13 protein-coding genes are annotated in these 17,235 nt (G+C 37.8%); 9 read left to right on the forward strand and 4 right to left on the reverse strand.

Annotation, left to right across the window (positions count from 1 at the left end; genetic code table 11):
• Positions 1-63: 63 nt before the first annotated feature.
• Positions 64-1,509: a pyruvate kinase gene (pyk, locus tag AC2IP4_RS20065; RefSeq protein WP_105056062.1), complete on the forward strand. Its 1,446-nt coding sequence runs from the start codon at positions 64-66 to the stop codon at positions 1,507-1,509.
• 130 nt (positions 1,510-1,639) lie between these two features.
• Here the strand turns inward: pyk and treC are convergent, their stop codons facing one another.
• The 4 genes from treC to nagZ all read right to left on the reverse strand — a co-directional run bounded on the left by treC (position 1,640) and on the right by nagZ (position 7,048).
• The gene (gene treC, locus AC2IP4_RS20070) at positions 1,640-3,310 is read right to left on the reverse strand and encodes an alpha,alpha-phosphotrehalase (RefSeq protein ID WP_375320507.1); all 1,671 of its coding nucleotides are present in this window, start codon (positions 3,308-3,310) and stop codon (positions 1,640-1,642) included.
• An 89-nt stretch (positions 3,311-3,399) separates the two neighbouring features.
• On the reverse strand, positions 3,400-4,824 hold the full coding sequence (gene treB, locus AC2IP4_RS20075) for a PTS trehalose transporter subunit IIBC (protein WP_375320506.1): 1,425 nt from the start codon (positions 4,822-4,824) through the stop codon (positions 3,400-3,402).
• Positions 4,825-4,973: 149 nt separating this feature from the next.
• Complete coding sequence (gene treR / locus AC2IP4_RS20080) at positions 4,974-5,918, reverse strand: trehalose operon repressor TreR (RefSeq protein WP_375320505.1); 945 nt, start codon at positions 5,916-5,918, stop codon at positions 4,974-4,976.
• 134 nt (positions 5,919-6,052) lie between these two features.
• Positions 6,053-7,048 carry a beta-N-acetylhexosaminidase gene (gene nagZ, locus AC2IP4_RS20085; protein ID WP_375320504.1) on the reverse strand — a complete coding sequence of 332 codons (996 nt, stop codon included), beginning with the start codon at positions 7,046-7,048 and terminating at the stop codon, positions 6,053-6,055.
• 188 nt (positions 7,049-7,236) lie between these two features.
• Between nagZ and AC2IP4_RS20090 the strand changes: the two genes are divergently transcribed.
• From AC2IP4_RS20090 to gltS, 8 genes are all read left to right on the forward strand, one after another.
• On the forward strand, positions 7,237-8,340 hold the full coding sequence (locus AC2IP4_RS20090) for an anhydro-N-acetylmuramic acid kinase (RefSeq protein ID WP_486310943.1): 1,104 nt from the start codon (positions 7,237-7,239) through the stop codon (positions 8,338-8,340).
• Positions 8,341-8,373: 33 nt separating this feature from the next.
• Entirely contained in the window at positions 8,374-9,246 is an 873-nt protein-coding gene (locus AC2IP4_RS20095) for a (2Fe-2S)-binding protein (RefSeq protein ID WP_486310944.1), read from the forward strand.
• Positions 9,247-9,415: 169 nt separating this feature from the next.
• Complete coding sequence (locus AC2IP4_RS20100; RefSeq protein ID WP_105056068.1) at positions 9,416-10,354, forward strand: porin; 939 nt, start codon at positions 9,416-9,418, stop codon at positions 10,352-10,354.
• A 153-nt stretch (positions 10,355-10,507) separates the two neighbouring features.
• A complete protein-coding gene (locus tag AC2IP4_RS20105; RefSeq protein ID WP_375320500.1) occupies positions 10,508-10,744 on the forward strand; it encodes an RNA recognition motif domain-containing protein in 237 nt (78 codons plus the stop codon).
• 164 nt (positions 10,745-10,908) lie between these two features.
• Positions 10,909-12,624, forward strand: coding sequence for an RluA family pseudouridine synthase (locus tag AC2IP4_RS20110; RefSeq protein WP_486317132.1), 1,716 nt, complete (start codon positions 10,909-10,911; stop codon positions 12,622-12,624).
• A 1-nt stretch (position 12,625) separates the two neighbouring features.
• On the forward strand, positions 12,626-14,332 hold the full coding sequence (locus AC2IP4_RS20115) for an RluA family pseudouridine synthase (protein ID WP_486307552.1): 1,707 nt from the start codon (positions 12,626-12,628) through the stop codon (positions 14,330-14,332).
• Positions 14,333-14,662: 330 nt separating this feature from the next.
• On the forward strand, positions 14,663-15,742 hold the full coding sequence (rodA, locus tag AC2IP4_RS20120; protein ID WP_486310946.1) for a rod shape-determining protein RodA: 1,080 nt from the start codon (positions 14,663-14,665) through the stop codon (positions 15,740-15,742).
• Positions 15,743-15,869: 127 nt separating this feature from the next.
• The gene (gltS, locus tag AC2IP4_RS20125; protein ID WP_105056073.1) at positions 15,870-17,093 is read left to right on the forward strand and encodes a sodium/glutamate symporter; all 1,224 of its coding nucleotides are present in this window, start codon (positions 15,870-15,872) and stop codon (positions 17,091-17,093) included.
• Positions 17,094-17,235: the final 142 nt, after the last annotated feature.

A 17,235-nucleotide genomic window follows, 5' to 3' on the forward strand; every position in this document is an offset into this window, starting at 1 on the left:
CATTCTCGATATATGTTTAGTGGATCACAGAATAAACACAATAACATCCATTTTGGAGATAATATGTCTAACAGACTACGTAGAACAAAAATCGTTACCACTCTTGGCCCTGCAACTGATCGTGATAATAACCTTGAAAAAATCATTGCCGCGGGTGCAAACGTTGTTCGAATGAACTTTTCACACGGTAGCCCAGAAGACCACATCATGCGCACTAAGAAAGTACGTGAAATTGCGGCTAAACTAGGTACTCACGTTGCTATTCTTGGTGACCTTCAAGGTCCTAAAATTCGCGTATCTACGTTCAAAGACGGTAAAATTCAACTGGCTATTGGTGATAAATTCACACTAGATAGCGATTTACCAAAAGGCGAAGGTAATCAAGACTCTGTAGGTTTAGATTATAAAGAACTTCCACAAGATGTTGTTACTGGTGACGTACTTCTTCTTGATGATGGTCGAGTTCAACTAAAAGTAACTTCTGTTGAAGGTAACAAGGTTCACACTGAAGTAACCGTTGCTGGTCCTTTATCAAACAACAAAGGTATCAACAAACAAGGCGGCGGTCTTTCTGCTGACGCACTGACTGAAAAAGACAAAGCTGACATCATCACAGCTGCTGCGATGAAAGTTGATTACCTAGCAGTTTCTTTCCCACGCAACGGCGAAGACATGAACTACGCTCGTCGTTTAGCTCGTGAAGCAGGTCTTGAAGCAAAATTAGTCGCTAAAGTTGAGCGTGCTGAAACCGTTGCTACAGAAGAAGCAATGGATGACATCATCATGGCATCTGACGTTGTAATGGTTGCTCGTGGTGACCTGGGTGTTGAAATTGGCGATCCTGAGTTAGTGGGTGTTCAAAAACAACTTATCCGCCGTGCTCGTAGTCTTAACCGTACTGTTATTACTGCAACGCAAATGATGGAATCAATGATCACAAGCCCAATGCCAACTCGTGCTGAAGTAATGGACGTTGCTAACGCCGTACTTGATGGCTCGGATGCGGTAATGCTTTCTGCAGAAACAGCTGCGGGTGACTTCCCTGTTGAGACAGTGATGTCTATGGCAAGTGTATGTATTGGTGCAGAAAAAGTACCTACAGTAAATGTGTCTAACCACCGTTTAGATCGTCGTTTCACGACTCCAGAAGAAACGATTGCAATGTCTACTATGTATGCAGCAAATCACATGGAAGGCATCACAGCGATGATCACGTTGACTGAATCTGGTCGTACACCATTAATGATGTCACGCCTTAGCTCTGGCCTACCAATCTTTGCATTATCACGTAACGAAAGTACACTAAATCGTGCTGCACTTTACCGTGGTGTTACTCCAGTATTCTTTGATGAAAGCGCAGGCTCTGGCTTACCATCAACATATGCTGCAATTAATGCATTAAAAGATAAAGGCCTATTAAGTGCTGGTGACCAAGTTATCATCACTCAAGGTGACGTGATGGATATCGTTGGCTCTACTAACTGCATGCGTATTATTACGGTTGAATAAGAGTAAGGTTAATCACTTAATCTTTATCTCTATTAATTAAACAAAAAGCCCTGAAAATCATTATGATTTCAGGGCTTAATTTTTATAATAAGCCACTTTATTTACAGTGCAATTCCCACCAAAATAAGAGTTACTTTTGAATCAATATCACTCGACACTCGTATGGGCGCAGTATCATTTCTTTTTGAGGTTGAGTGAATTCTACATCACCATAATTCGCTAAAATATACTTAACGTCCTTCCCTTTTAAATCAAAAGAGACAGGCGCTTCATTCGCATAAAAGTTATGAACAGCAATTAAACGATGCGTATTACTCTCTCGTTGATAACAGAATAACTCCTTATGCTCAGGCATCAAATCATAGTAATCCCCCGTGGTTATTACCTCTACCTCTTTACGAAGTTGGATGATTTTCTGATAGAAATAAAACACAGAGTTTTGATCGTTTACTGCATTTTCTGCATTCACATCTTGATAATTGTTAGCCACGGATAACCACGGAGTACCTAAGGTAAAACCAGCATTATTGTTTCTATTCCATTGCATTGGTGTTCTGGAATTATCACGAGATTTTTGTTCTAAAATTTCAAGCATTTCAGACTCAGAAACAGATTTCTTCTGGTTCACCATGATATCGAACATGTTAGTACTTTCAAGGTCTCGATATTGCTCGATTGAAGTATAATGTGGGTTGGTCATTCCAATCTCTTCACCTTGATAAATATAAGGCGTTCCTTGCATCATATGCACTGATGACGCGAGCATTTTAGCGGATAATTCACGGTACTCTTCATCATTACCTAAGCGGCTTACCACTCTAGGTTGATCATGATTACACCAAAACAGTGCTCCCCAGCCCTTGCCATTTAAACCGGTTTGCCAGTGATTAAAAATCGACTTCAGAGATATAAAATCAAACGGAGCTTTGGTCCACTTTTCACCATTTATATAATCTGCTTTAAGATGATGAAAGTTGAATACCATCGATAGTTCTTTGCCATCTCGTGCTGAGTATTGTTGACAATGTTCTAACGTGGTTGATGACATTTCACCTACAGTCACAGAACCATACTTTTGAAAAACAGCTTTGCTTATCTCTTGTAAATATTGATGAACTTTAGGGCCATCAGTATAAAAACGGCGCCCATCTCCAACATCATCATTCAGAAATTCTTGCTGCTTTGAAATAAGGTTAATAACATCTAAACGGAATCCATCAACGCCTTTCTCTGCCCAAAAGCTGATTATTTCTTTTACTTCTTGACGAACTTTAGGATTGTCCCAATTTAGATCCGCCTGCTCTTTAGCAAATAAGTGCAAATAATATTGCTCTGTTGCTTCATCTAATGCCCACGCGTTACCTCCAAACTTAGATTCCCAATTAGTTGGCTCTTTGCCATTAACTGGATCTTTCCAAATATAATAATCTCGGTATTCACTGTCTTTGTCACCAAGAGCAGACTTGAACCAGTGATGTTCTGTCGATGTATGATTAACCACAATATCCATAATAATGCGTATGCCACGAGACTTTGCTTCTTCAAGTAATTCATCAAAATCTGCCATGGTGCCAAAATCAGGGTTAATTGAATAATAATCAGCAATATCGTAGCCATTATCAATCATTGGGGATTGATAGATAGGAGTTAACCATAATGCATCCACACCCAATTTTTTCAGGTAATTCAATTTAGAAATAATACCTTTTATATCACCTGTGCCTTTATTACTGCTGTCGCAAAAACTTTTTGGGTAAATTTGATAGATAGTTGCTGTACGCCACCACTCTAAATTTGTCATTTTATATCTCTAAACTACTTAAAAAGAGAACACCTTTACTTATATTATCCATGTGAAGGTGTGTACTGTAATGATAAGAATTACTTAACCTAGGCTGCAGAAACGGCTAACTGCTCTTGAGTTTCTGCACGCTTATACATAATCAATGTTGAAATGGCAGGAACAAAAATTGCGACTAACATAGCAACACCATAAATTCCCCAGAATTGCGGTTGAATAGAAAGAATTCCCGGTAAGCCACCTACTCCAATACCATTCGCCATGACACCGGCACTACCACAGATAGCTGCTGCCATTGCTGAACCTATCATTGCACTCAACATTGGAAATTTATATTTCAAATTAATTCCGTACATTGCAGGCTCTGTAACACCAAGATAAGCTGAAATAGCAGCTGGGACTGAAATGTCACGCTCACCATCTTTCTTACTGATAATGATAATCCCAACCACCGCTGAAGCTTGGGCAATATTTGATAATGCGATTAGAGGCCAAATTGGGGTGCCGCCCAACTCTTGCATTAATTGCAAATCGACAGCGTTCGTTGTGTGGTGAATACCCGTAATTACTAATGGTGCATAGAAGAAACCAAAGATCACTGACCCAACAATCGCAAAATCTCCAGTCATTGCGGCTTTTGCAGCCACTGCAACGCCATCACCGAGCACTCTACCAAACGGTCCAATAAATGCGTGAGCCAAAATGACAGACACAATAATAGAAACAAAAGGCACAACAACAAGATACAGATAAGAAGGAACAATGCGCTTTAAATTTGTTTCAATAAAGGCTAATGCAACACCGGCAAGCATGGCAGGAATAACTTGTGCTTGATAACCAACTTTTTCAATAACAAATAAACCGAAATCCCAAACTTCAGGTACTTGTTTACCAATAAGGTACGCATTCATCAATTGAGGAGAGACTAGAGTAACACCGAGTGTAATACCTAGAATCGGAGTACCTCCTAATTTTTTCACCGTTGACCAACACACACCAACAGGTAAGAAAAAGAATATCGCTTCACCAATCAACCATAAAAATGAATGTACTGTTGCCCAAAACTGACTCGTTTCTACTAATGTTTGACCATCAAGCATTCTTAGATCGCCGATGACGTTTCTAAAACCTAAGATCAAACCACCTGTAATAATCGCAGGTAATAATGGGACAAAAATTTCAGCTAGATGAGAGATCCCACGCTCTAAAATATTCATATTTTGTCGAGCTGCAAGTTTGGCATCTTCTTTGGATGCTCCTTTCTCTCCTGAAAGCTCATTTAAAATGGAAAAAACTTCATCCACTTCAGTACCAATAACAACTTGAAATTGTCCGGCATTAGTAAAGCAACCTTTAACCATAGGTATTTTTTCTATTGCTTTTACGTCAGCACCATTAGTGTTGTTTAATACAAAACGTAAGCGCGTCAAACAATGACTTACACTAGCAATATTCTCTGTTCCCCCGATCAACTCTATCAAACGTTGTACGTCCTTTCTCTCTATTTTACTCATACCTTTGTCCACGTTGATTATAATTTCGCACAAATTGGGAATGTTCCCAGTGAATTTCGAAGCATACTTGCAAATATGACCGGACAAATAAATGGGAACAATCCCATAAATTGAATTAGATCACAATAAAGTGTATTATTTACGATAATTTAGAAAGATAAAGGCTGAGTTAAATGAGTAATATTTGCGCTACCATCTAATTGTTGTAAAAGCTGTTTCGCAGCACTTTCCCCTGCACGCTGATAGCCAGGATTAATGCTGATAATATTAGGGAATAAGAAAGAAAGTAGCTCATTACCACCAACCCCTGTAATTTGAATATCATCACGTTGTAACTCTTGAAGACGCTTAGCTACGCCAAGTGCCAATGTATCACTTGCGCACACTATGGCTTCAATATCATCATCTAATACTGAATCAACTAACGCATACGCACTCTTGTGATCTAACTGCCCTGTTGCAAATCGAGATGGTAATTCACGCTCCTCACACCAACTCAAATAAGCATCTAAACGTAATTTACCGGTTGTTTTATCACTAGGATCAACACCAATATAAGCAATGTTAGTAAGACCCAGTTCTGATAAATGATAAAGAGCTTGCTTTATCACACCTTGGTTATCGTAGTTAATTGAACTGACTTTATCGGTATCCATAGCAATGACAACTATGCGCTCATCCCAACGTTCAACTTCACTCATATCACACTCTGTAAAACCAAATAGAATAACACCGTCAACACTGCGTTTTCTCAGTACTTCTAAATGCTCATTGGTTTTTTGAGTATCAAATTGACTTTCCATAATCACAGCATCATAGCCGTGACGATAAATTACCTCTAAAATTGCACTCACCGCTTTATTTTCTGAAGGCGAATCAAGACGAGACGTAATAATACCGATGACTTTTTGACTACCACCACGCATGCTTTGGGCTGACTTTGAAGGAGTAAACCCAGACTCTTTAATGATCTGCTCTACTTTGAGGCGAGTTTCTAATTTCACTTTTGGATCATTGGTTAATACACGAGACACCGTCGACTTTCCAACACCAGCCATTTTAGCTATATCAAGAATCGTCAATTTTTTCGTCATGTGTAAATCATCCATTAGTGAGAGTGCCATTTATTGAATTTGAATATGCATTTTTAATACGTTAATAGTTTACTCATTCTCTAATAAAAACGCATGAAAAATATCATGCGCTTTTATTCTACAAAGTTAACTATTTATGGTTTCCAGCGATCATAAGCACGGGTAATGCTCTCATTCGCCGTTTTCCACTCTTTACTGTTTAATAGCGTTGCTCTATCAAAATGCTTAGTTTTCAATAATGCGTTTGCTTTTTCTACGGTTTGAATTTCTAAGTTATCTAACACTTCTACCGCAGATTGGCGATTGTTACACATAAGAACCATATCACAACCAGCATCAAGTGCTTGCTGAGAGCGTTTTGCTGGTCCGCCCATAATGGTCGCACCTTCCATACTCAAATCGTCTGAAAAAACCAATCCATTAAAGTTAAGTTGTTTACGTAACACTTCTTTTAACCAATAAGGAGAGCCACTTGCAGGAGAAGCGTCATATTCAGGATAAATTACATGCGCAGGCATCATTGCATCTAAAATACCCGCTTCAATTTGAGCTTTAAAAATCGCCATGTCTAACTCAAAAATATTATCACGGTTATCATAAGGTGTTTCTAAATGAGAATCAGCAATCACACCACCATGACCAGGAAAATGTTTACCTGTCGTAGAAGTACCTGCTGATTTCATTCCCTTCATGAATGCGGTGCTGTATTTAACAATGATATTAATATCATCACCAAATGCACGGTTACCAATGGCTTTACAATCAAAACCGCTATCAAGAACAGGAGCAAAGGTAAGATCTATATCATGAGCAACTAACTCTGAACACAATAACCAGCCTGCCATTTTTGCCAATTCTAAACCGTTATCCATTTCGGCATAAGCTTGCGCTGGGGGAATAAGGGTAAATTCATCTCTAAAACGTTGAACACGACCGCCTTCTTGGTCAACACCAATCAAGATAGGACGACCAGCCGCTTTACGAATTGACGCGGTTAGTGCAGCGAGCTGCTTTGAATCATGATAATTTCGAGCAAATAAGATCAAGCCCCCTACCGTTGGGTGCTGTAATAATTCACGCTCTTCAGCATCAATCTCGTATCCTTCAACATCTAACCATAACGGTCCCATAAATTTCTCCAAATCATCTTAATTTTTATAGGCTTAAAGTATCATGCTCTTTATGAATTTAAAATCTTATATCTAGAACTTATTACTCAAAATACGTTGAATTGTTTAAATATTATCTCTCCGCTTTATGGCACAATATCTTAGTATTACTATCTTGGTGTAAATTAAATGCAGTTGGAGAAATGAGAATGGAAAAATACATAGGTTTAATGTCAGGAACGAGTTTAGATGGTGTTGATGCTGTTTTAGTTGAGACAAATGGCACAACCATAAACTTACTTGGCCATGCTGATTACCCAATGGATGCTCAATTAAAATCAGATATTTTATCTTTCTGCACAGGCCAAGAAACCAATTTAAAAGTTGTTGGTGAAATTGATCATCGCTTAGGGCATTTATTTGCTGATGCCTCTTTACATCTTCTCAATACCCTCTCAGTTGCTCCAGAAAGTATTACTGCAATTGGTAGTCATGGGCAAACAGTTTTTCATTCACCAGATACACAGTATCCATTCACAATGCAACTGGGGGATGCCAATATTATCGCAGCAAAAACAAACATAGATACTGTAGCTGATTTTCGTCGTAAGGATATGGCACTAGGTGGCCAAGGAGCACCACTGGTTCCAGCCTTCCATCACACTTTATTTGGTAAGCCAAATAGCACTCATATCATCCTAAATATCGGGGGGATTTCTAATATATCTATCTTACAAAAAGACACTTCCGTAATTGGCTATGATACAGGCCCTGGTAATATGTTGATGGACGCTTGGATCTATAAACATAAGCAAAAAAGCTATGACCATAATGGCGATTGGGCTCGTGATGGTGTCGTGATTCAAGAGTTATTAGCTCAACTAAAACAACACAGTTACTTTGCTCGTCCTTACCCTAAAAGCACAGGACGTGAATTATTTAATTTAGAATGGTTTGCTCAATTTATTGAAAATAAACCATACAAACCACAAGATATACAAGCGACATTATTAGAGTTTACTGTCGTTACTATTGTTGAACAAGTCGTTAAATTTCATGTTGGTGAAGCAGCAAAACTTCTTGTATGTGGTGGCGGTGCTCATAATCAATATCTAATGGAAAAACTGCAACAACATTTATCTAATTGGGCAGTTGCTACGACTAACGACTACAATGTAGATAGTGACAACATGGAAGCAATGGCGTTTGCATGGCTTGCACATCAACGGATTCATAACAGACCAAGCAACGAGCCAGATGTAACAGGTGCTTCACGTTACGCAAGTTTAGGTGTAGTCTACCCGGCCTCTTAAATACAAATAAGAATAATTAAGAAGTATTTTATTATGCACATTTCAGCTCAACTACAGCCACTTTGGCACAGTAAAAAACCATCAAACTCATGCCACTCTTTAAAAGATCAACTGGCATGGCTGCACGATGCTGACGATAATTTTAAGCTTAAAGCGATTAACAAAGAGCAACTTGATGATAAAGATCTTCTATTAAATGAGTGGCTGCCTGCTAATTTATCTAATGCTATTGAATTGTTTGGTAAAAAGAATGAAGTAAACCAAAATGTTGCCGCATCAATGTGGTTAAAATCATTCAATAATCAATTTTTTACCAGTTTAACCGCTTTACGTTTAAAATTTAATCGCGTACCTATCATTCAATTTAATGACATTTTCATTTCGACACCTAATGGTGAAAAAATAAAATCATTACAAATCAATAATAACTGCCGTTTTGTTTGCCTTGAAAACGATCCTTTAGCAACAAGTCCTCAATCTACAGTAGTCGCTACCCACGAGCAGTTAGATGAAGCCTTTACTCATTTAATACAGCAAATTGGTGGTGGATTAAGTCTGTTATTTGAAAAAGAAAGATTAAAGCACCGTCCATTTTGGGGAAGTATCTCACTGGCTGTCAGTGTCTTCTTTATGCGTTTAACCGAAAAAGGGCTTTCTGCAGATCTCGCTAAACAAATACTTCCTAATGCCGAGCAATGGTTATCAAACATCATGCCAGATATAGGGAAAGAGCTAGCACATATCAATGTAGCAGAAAAAGAACAGCGCGCTATCTTATATGTCCAACGTGAAACCTGTTGTTTAAAATACAAAATTGATGGCAAGAAAAATTGTGCTACGTGTCATTTACTTTCCGATGAAGAACGCATCAAGAAAAACACCAAACGTATCCCCTCTTCACTGTAATACGCAGTTTATCAATTGTAATGTGTCGGTAACACTACCGACATATTAGTTTTATAAATATTAAATAAAACTTACATCAATTCTTAATATATCTTTTCTATCTTAGATCCCAAGCAAATAACTAGACTAAAACGGATTGTTTTAGTTCATTTTAAAGGTATGGGATCTAATGAAAAAATTACTACTATCAACCGCTATTTTATCGTCTTTTGTATCTGCACCACTTCTTGCTGCAACCGTTTATGATCAAGATGACACTCAATTAAAAGTTGGTGGCAGAGCCGAAGCTCGAGCAAATATTTCTGACAATAATGAATCAGCAACAGACAGTTCATTTGAAGATAAAAGTCGTGCTCGTATTAATTTAAAAGGCAAAACAAAAATTAATGACAGCTTAGGCGCATTTGGTACCTATGAAGTTGAGATTGGAAGCGGTAAAAATAACACGGTAAACACTCGATACTTGTTCGCAGGTTTAAGCACAACTGTTGGTAATTTCTCTTACGGCCAGCAAGACTCAGCGCAAGTCATGCTTACTGATTACACTGATATCCTAGCGACATTCGGCGGTGATGCAGCCGACTTAACCGCTGGCAACAAAGACAAGCGTGAAAATAACTTCTTATACTCAGGAGAGTTTGATGCACTAACCATTCAAGCCAACTACATTGCAAGTAATACCAAAAAGAATGATAGTTTTGGTATCTCTGGTATGTACGCATTACCTATGGGCTTAGATATCGGTTTAGGTTATACGTCAGGTGAAGAGTCTTCAACAGGACTAACAACAGCAGATGCAGATCAAATCAACTTGGCACTTCGCTACACATTAGATGCATTCATGGTATCTGGTCTCTTTACAACTGGAGAAGTAGATAAAAATGATGCAAGTGGTTACGAATTAGCCGCGGCCTATAAACTTGACCAATGGGTATTCCAAGGCGTTTATAACTTCCAAGAAGTAGATAATACCGATACTGAAAATAATGTTGCAATTGAAGCTATTTATAAATTAAATAAAAGCTTCCGTACTTATGCAGGCTATAAATTTGAGCAAATCGATAACAAAGATGACCAATTACAATTCGGCCTTCGTTACGATTTCTAAATAATTTAATTACAAAAAACTAATTTAGCGCTCTGGGTGGAGGGCTAAACCCCAATCCGGAACAGTTATTTTTCTGTTTCGGATTTTTCACTTTGGCACATTATCTTAAGATCTGTTATAACGTACCTTCAAATCACTATTTAACGGTTAATCATGAAATTACTAGTTCGCAACCTACCTCGCACAATAACTGAATATGAATTAAGAGAGATGTTTAAAGCTCACGGTTCACTTGATTACTGCACACTGGTTTTAGATGAAACAACTGGCGAATCGAAAGGTTTTGCTTTTGTTGAAATGCCAAACGAAGAAGAAGCTCTAGCGGCTATTGAAGCAGAAAATGGTAAAAAGTTTGGTAAAGATAAAATCCGTGTAAAAGCGGCAGAATAACCTCTGCTTTTGTAAACCAAGCGCATTCAGTGATTAGAAAACATCGGGCTCAACCTATTTCTAATTACTATACCAATCGTATTTGCAACAAGGGTACGATTGGTATTGTCTTATGTTGTTTAAAACCATCGCCCCATTTCACCTCTTGTTAATTAGACATTATTATGCCAATTTCTGATCCTTGCTTTACTTCTTTTACACAATCCATTAATAGCTATGCCTTGCCTGAACGATTCACCTTCCCATTTTATTATGAACCACATCCACTATGTGAATTAGCGGCAAATCAGTTACAACGTCACTTAGTGTCACAAACCGATTGGCAGCATAACTTTGGTGTAGAGCAAGATATTATTGTAGGAAGTAACGAAAAAGCCATTGGTAAAATGTTTGGGGTCTTGTTAGTTCAGCATTCATCAGGAGAGATCGGATACTTATCTGCTTTTTCAGGTAAAGTAGCGGACAGTAATCATCTTCCGGGTTTTGCTCCTCCGGTATTTGATATGTTAGAAGAAGATGGATTCTTCAAAGCTGAATTGGCTGAAATTACAGAGATAAATGCAACGATAAAACTGCAACAAGCCAATCCTCAACTCGCAGAATTAACTGCAACCCTACAAGCAGAAATTAAATCCTCTCAAAAACAACTTGAAGCACAACGACAAGTAATGATTGAAGGAAGAAAATCGCGTAAAGAGCAACGAGCAGCAGCAGACAATAAAGCTCAAGATGGCACTCAAAAATCTCAAATAGCCCTAGAGCAATTAATCATCCAGCTCAGTAAAGAAAGTATTAAAGAGAAAAATATATTAAGAGATCTTAAGATCTTTTGGGATGAAAACGTAAATAATATTCAGCATCAGTTAGATCGGCTAAATACAGAATTATCACAATTAAAAACAACGCGTAAAAATCTATCTAATGCTCTACAAAAAAAACTATTTCAGCAATATAAATTCTTAAATACTTATGGTATTAAAAAAGATTTGAATGATATTTTCAAAGATACACCGAATCACATTCCACCAGCCGGTTCTGGAGAATGTGCTGCGCCTAAATTATTACAATACGCTTTTGCCCATGAGTTAACACCACTAGCCTTAGCTGAGTTTTGGTGGGGAATTGCACCTAAATCAGAAATACGTCAACACAAGAAATTCTATGCTTCTTGCCAGAGTAAATGCCAACCAATTTTAGGTCATATGCTTGAAGGTATAGAAATGGATGAAAACCCTTTGCTAACTAATCCAGCAGAAGGCAAAGACATTGAAATCATTTATAAAGATGAGTTTATGCTTATCGTCAATAAACCTGCTGACTTTTTATCGGTTCCCGGTAAGAACATTCAAGATTCGGTCTACACTCGTATTCAGCAACGCTACCCTAATGCAACGGGAGGCTTAATCGTTCATCGTTTAGATATGGCGACCTCAGGGTTAATGGTGCTAGGATTAACGAAAAAAGCACATAAACGACTTCAAAAACAATTTATTAGTCGTACTGTTGAAAAACGCTACACAGCATTAATTGATGGTGTATTAACCCAAAATGAAGGAATGATAACCTTACCATTACGTGGTGACCTTTATGATAGACCTCGTCAGCTAGTTTGCTTTGAACATGGAAAACCAGCAGAAACAACCTACCAAGTTCTTGAGCGTAATGACGGAAAAACTAAAGTGTACCTTTATCCAAAAACAGGTCGCACACACCAGTTACGCGTTCATTGTGCTCATCACCTTGGCTTAAACATACCAATAATGGGCGATGACTTATATGGTAAAAAAGCCGACAGACTCCATCTGCATGCTGGGTATTTATCACTAACCCACCCGATGACAAAAGAGCCAATGGAATTTAACGTTGAGGCAGAATTTTAGAATGACAAATATTCATATTGCATCGCAAAAATTTACGCCGTTTTCTCATTTAACAGCGCATCAAGACTTGCCACAACGTTTTACGTTTCCATATTACTACACGCCTCACCCATTAACGTTACAAGCGATAGAACAGTTACAACATTATTTAGAGAATCAAACCACTTGGCTGCATGATTTTGAACAACAAGGCGTCATGTTTGGTGTGTTAGTCGTGAAGAATAAAAAAGATGAATTAGGTTACCTTTCATCTTATGCTGGTTGTCCTTTGTATTCTTTTGATAACGAACAAATTCCGCCATTCTTTGTTGATGCTATTTTTGATGATTCAGCACATTACCACCATTTTTCTCAACAAGAAAGTGAGATTAACCAACTCACCCGTCATATCAACGAATTAGAAAATTCCTTTGAGTTTATTGAACTGACAAAAAATTTAGCCGCTAGCATTGAGCAATCAGACAAAGAAATTACAGAGCAACAACACGCAATGTCTTTAACAAAAACACAGCGTAAACAAGCACGAAAGGAAGCCGAATTACAAACTGAACCCTCATTAACACCAGAAGATCTGAATCTATTCATTCGTGAGCTAGGTAATCAAAGCAGTCGTGAAAAACGTGAGTTAAAAGCATTAAAACAACATTGGAAAGAAACGGTATCTGAGTTTTCAGAGCGACATAACAAACTGCTTAATATTATTAAATCAAAGAAAGAAGAACACTCCGAATTAATAAAAGAATTAAAACTAGCATCATTGAAATCATGCACCTTTCTGAATCAGAATGGTATTTCAAAAAGTCTATTTGAGCTGTTTAATATTAATGATTTAAAAACAACGACTCAAGATCCAATTTTATATTCAAGTGAACAAAATTTACCTAAACTCTTACAAACCGCATTTCAAATGGGTTACGAACCATTAGCCTTAGGCGAATTTTGGTGGGGTTCTTCCCCTTATGATCAAATCCGCCAACATAAAAACCTCTATCCTGTTTGCCAAAGTAAATGCTTTGAGATTATTCAACACATGTTAGATGGTATTGAAACAGATGACAGCCCTTTAGAGCTAACCCCTTCTTATGGGAAAGAGCTTGAAATCGTTTATGAAGATGATGTCATGGTTATCGTTAATAAACCTGCCGAGTTTCTATCCGTATCGGGCAAGTATATTACGGATTCTGTCCATGCTCGTATCCAAGAACGCTACCCAAATGCAACGGGGCCATTAATTGTTCATCGATTAGATATGTCCACCTCTGGTTTACTGGTTCTTACATTAACAGCAGAGACGAATAAACACATACAAAAGCAGTTTATTGAACGCACTGTTGAAAAGCGTTACACCGCTCTTCTTGAAGGTAATATTGAATCAGAACACGGCGTGATCAATCTCCCTTTAGCGGGAGACATGGAAGACAGGCCTCGCCAGATGGTATGCCATAGGCATGGACGAAGTGCTGAAACGACTTATAAAGTAATATCACGTAACAACAATCGAACTAAAATTTACCTTTACCCTAAAACCGGTAGAACTCATCAATTACGAGTGCATTGCGCCCATCAAGCTGGTTTGAATACACCTATCGTTGGTGATGACCTATATGGTTTTAAAGAAACGCGATTGCACTTACATGCTGGCTATTTGAAACTGCGCCATCCAATTACAAATAATGAGATAGAATTTGAAGTTAATGCTGAGTTTTAAGATCTTTATCCCGTCAATAATATAAATATCATAACGAGTATTTTCAATGCTCGTTTTTTTATGGTTTATCGTAAGTAAAAGATTGCTTTTTTCTATAAAAACGTTATTTTCTCTGTCTTATAAATTGGTTGTATAGCCATAATTTCAGTACCTAAACTTAGATACTCTTTGTAGACACTCTCATGATACATAACAACTCATTGCCACTATCTATTAGTCTTCACTGTAAAGCATTCGTCGAAAGTTCATAACTTCACTAATTTTTAAAACTCTTATGCATTTAAAATAGTAAATGTGTTTTCTTCTCCGCTTTATAAAGATCACTGACTTATGTTCAAATATACCCCCCGAATTGACTATGCTTTACTCGTTGCTATTCTACTCTTAATGCTATTAGGTACCTTAACGGTATGGAGCGCAAGCGGTTTTAGTGAGCCTATGCTAGAGCGACACCTCATCCGGGCCTTAATTGCGGTTGGCTGTATCATTATCATGTCATCAATCTCACCACGCACTTACGAGCGAATAACACCTTACTTATATGTATTAGCCGTTATTCTTCTATTAGGTGTCATTATCGCTGGTGATAGTACTAATGGTTCTCAACGTTGGTTAGTTATTGGGCCAATCCGATTCCAACCTTCAGAATTGGTTAAGGTCGCGATTCCATTAATGGTTGCTTGGATTTTAGTTGCTGAATCTGGCCGTCCTGATATCAGAAAAATTATTATTTGTTTGCTTGTTACGGCCGTTCCTGCTGGATTAATCTTTATTCAACCAGACCTTGATGGCGCTATCTTTACCATTATCTACGCCCTGTTTGTTCTCTATTTTGCAGGGATGAGTTGGAAAATCATAGGCTCGTTTCTTGGCGGAATTGCAGTCATAATCCCTATATTGTGGATTTTTATAATGGAAGCGTATCAAAAGAAACGAGTAACTCAATTTCTTGACCCTGAATCTGATCCACTTGGCGCTGGCTATCAAATAATTCAATCCTTAATTGCGATAGGATCAGGTGGTATCCGTGGTAAAGGTTGGACAAACGCCACTCAAGGCCAACTTGGCTTCATACCTGAAAGCCATACCGACTTTATTTTCTCTACTTATGCAGAAGAATGGGGTTTTTTTGGGTGTGTACTGCTATTAAGCCTGTATCTATTTATTACCGGTCGAGTAATTTGGCTAGCTTATCAATGTGATTCTTCATTTAATCGCCTAGTCAGTGGCACTTTTGCTCTGAGTTTCTTCTTGTACGCTTTTATTAATATGGGAATGGTAAGTGGTATTCTTCCTGTTATGGGAAGCCCTTTACCTTTCTTCAGCTATGGTGGAACGGCAATGATCACTCAAGGGATCTGCTTTGGTATTATTATGTCTTTATGTCTAAATAAGTCCTATAAACCTTAATTGATTAAAAAGCTATTAGAATATTTATTATGAACATAAATATTTATAGTGACATTATCAATAAGTTATCATAATCTCGATCTTCCTAGTCACACCCATTGGTTTGATATTACATTTCGAGCTACCTATGACAAACACTATATCTATCGGCGCATTAGAATCATTTCTAATCGCCATTTCAGTGCTTTCCCTTGGCCACTTCATCAACTCTAAAATTGGGGTATTCAAAAAATACAATATCCCAGAGCCGATTGTTGGTGGCTTAATTGTTGCTTTTTCTATTACTGTTTTGCATTTTCAGGGGATCAGTATTGAATTCTCTCTGCCATTGCAGAATACGTTTATGCTAATGTTTTTCAGTACCGTAGGTCTTGCCGCTAACTACACTCAGTTAATTAAAGGCGGAACGAAGGTTTTCTTATTCTTAGCTGTCGCCTCTTTTTATATCTTAATTCAAAATGCCGTAGGTGTAGGTCTTGCCAGCGCAATGGGATTAGATCCGTTATTAGGTCTAATTGCGGGTTCAATTACATTATCTGGCGGACATGGTACTGGTGCCGCTTGGTCACAAACCTTCGCAGAAAACTATCACTTAAATACACTAGAGTTAGCTATGGCCTCTGCTACGTTTGGCTTAGTAATGGGTGGTTTAATCGGAAGTCCTATTGCTCAAAAACTAATTCAAAAACACAACTTAGAATCAGAATACGGCACAGGAGTTGATACACATACTCGTTTTCCCGAGCTAGTGACCTACAACGAACGTGAAGAAGATAAAGTAACGGCAAAGAAAGTTATTGAAATGCTATTTATCATGTTGTTATGCGTTGCTGGTTCACAACATTTAAGTAGTTTTGTGAATAGCTTTGGTATCACTTGGCTTAAGATTCCTGATTTTGTTTACGCTCTATTTATTGGTGTTTTCATTACCAATATTTTTGAAATAACAAAGGTTCGTAAAATTGATACTGATACTGTTGATATATTAGGTACAGTCTCTCTATCACTCTTCTTAGCCATGGCGCTTATGAGTTTAAAATTATGGAATATCTTTGATCTAGCTATCCCATTCTTGATTATTTTAACCATACAAACCGGAGTGTTAGCGCTGTTCTCTTACTTTGTTACTTTCCGTGTGATGGGTTCAAACTATGATGCCGCGGTCATGGTCGGTGGTCATTGTGGATTTGGATTAGGGGCAACGCCTACTGCTGTAATGAATATGGGGTCACTCGTTTCTAGATTTGGTCCCTCACCTCAAGCCTTCATGGTTGTTCCTATTGTTGGTGCCTTCTTCATTGACATTACGAATCTAATTATTCTTCAAGCGTACATTAGTTTTATTGGGTAAAAATAAAATAAGCTAATTTATTGTCCATATAGTTAACGCTTTCTAAGTGAATGATTTTTAATTAAAGATCATTCACTTTTTCCTTTTTAAAATATATATATACCTGATTAAAAAGAAAAAAACGAGATTAGTGATGAGCGTC

The sequence above is a fragment of the Aliivibrio thorii genome (assembly GCF_057368585.1).

Excerpts from the sequence above, each read along its gene's own strand:
- treR (WP_375320505.1), bottom strand. The coding sequence starts at position 5,918 with ATGACGAAAAAATTGACGATTCTTGATATAGCTAAAATGGCTGGTGTT.
- treC (WP_375320507.1), bottom strand. The coding sequence starts at position 3,310 with ATGACAAATTTAGAGTGGTGGCGTACAGCAACTATCTATCAAATTTAC.
- pyk (WP_105056062.1), top strand. The coding sequence starts at position 64 with ATGTCTAACAGACTACGTAGAACAAAAATCGTTACCACTCTTGGCCCT.
- treB (WP_375320506.1), bottom strand. The coding sequence starts at position 4,824 with ATGAGTAAAATAGAGAGAAAGGACGTACAACGTTTGATAGAGTTGATC.
- AC2IP4_RS20110 (WP_486317132.1), top strand. The coding sequence starts at position 10,909 with ATGCCAATTTCTGATCCTTGCTTTACTTCTTTTACACAATCCATTAAT.
- gltS (WP_105056073.1), top strand. The coding sequence starts at position 15,870 with ATGACAAACACTATATCTATCGGCGCATTAGAATCATTTCTAATCGCC.
- AC2IP4_RS20105 (WP_375320500.1), top strand. The coding sequence starts at position 10,508 with ATGAAATTACTAGTTCGCAACCTACCTCGCACAATAACTGAATATGAA.
- AC2IP4_RS20115 (WP_486307552.1), top strand. The coding sequence starts at position 12,626 with ATGACAAATATTCATATTGCATCGCAAAAATTTACGCCGTTTTCTCAT.
- AC2IP4_RS20090 (WP_486310943.1), top strand. The coding sequence starts at position 7,237 with ATGGAAAAATACATAGGTTTAATGTCAGGAACGAGTTTAGATGGTGTT.
- AC2IP4_RS20100 (WP_105056068.1), top strand. The coding sequence starts at position 9,416 with ATGAAAAAATTACTACTATCAACCGCTATTTTATCGTCTTTTGTATCT.
- AC2IP4_RS20095 (WP_486310944.1), top strand. The coding sequence starts at position 8,374 with ATGCACATTTCAGCTCAACTACAGCCACTTTGGCACAGTAAAAAACCA.
- rodA (WP_486310946.1), top strand. The coding sequence starts at position 14,663 with ATGTTCAAATATACCCCCCGAATTGACTATGCTTTACTCGTTGCTATT.
- nagZ (WP_375320504.1), bottom strand. The coding sequence starts at position 7,048 with ATGGGACCGTTATGGTTAGATGTTGAAGGATACGAGATTGATGCTGAA.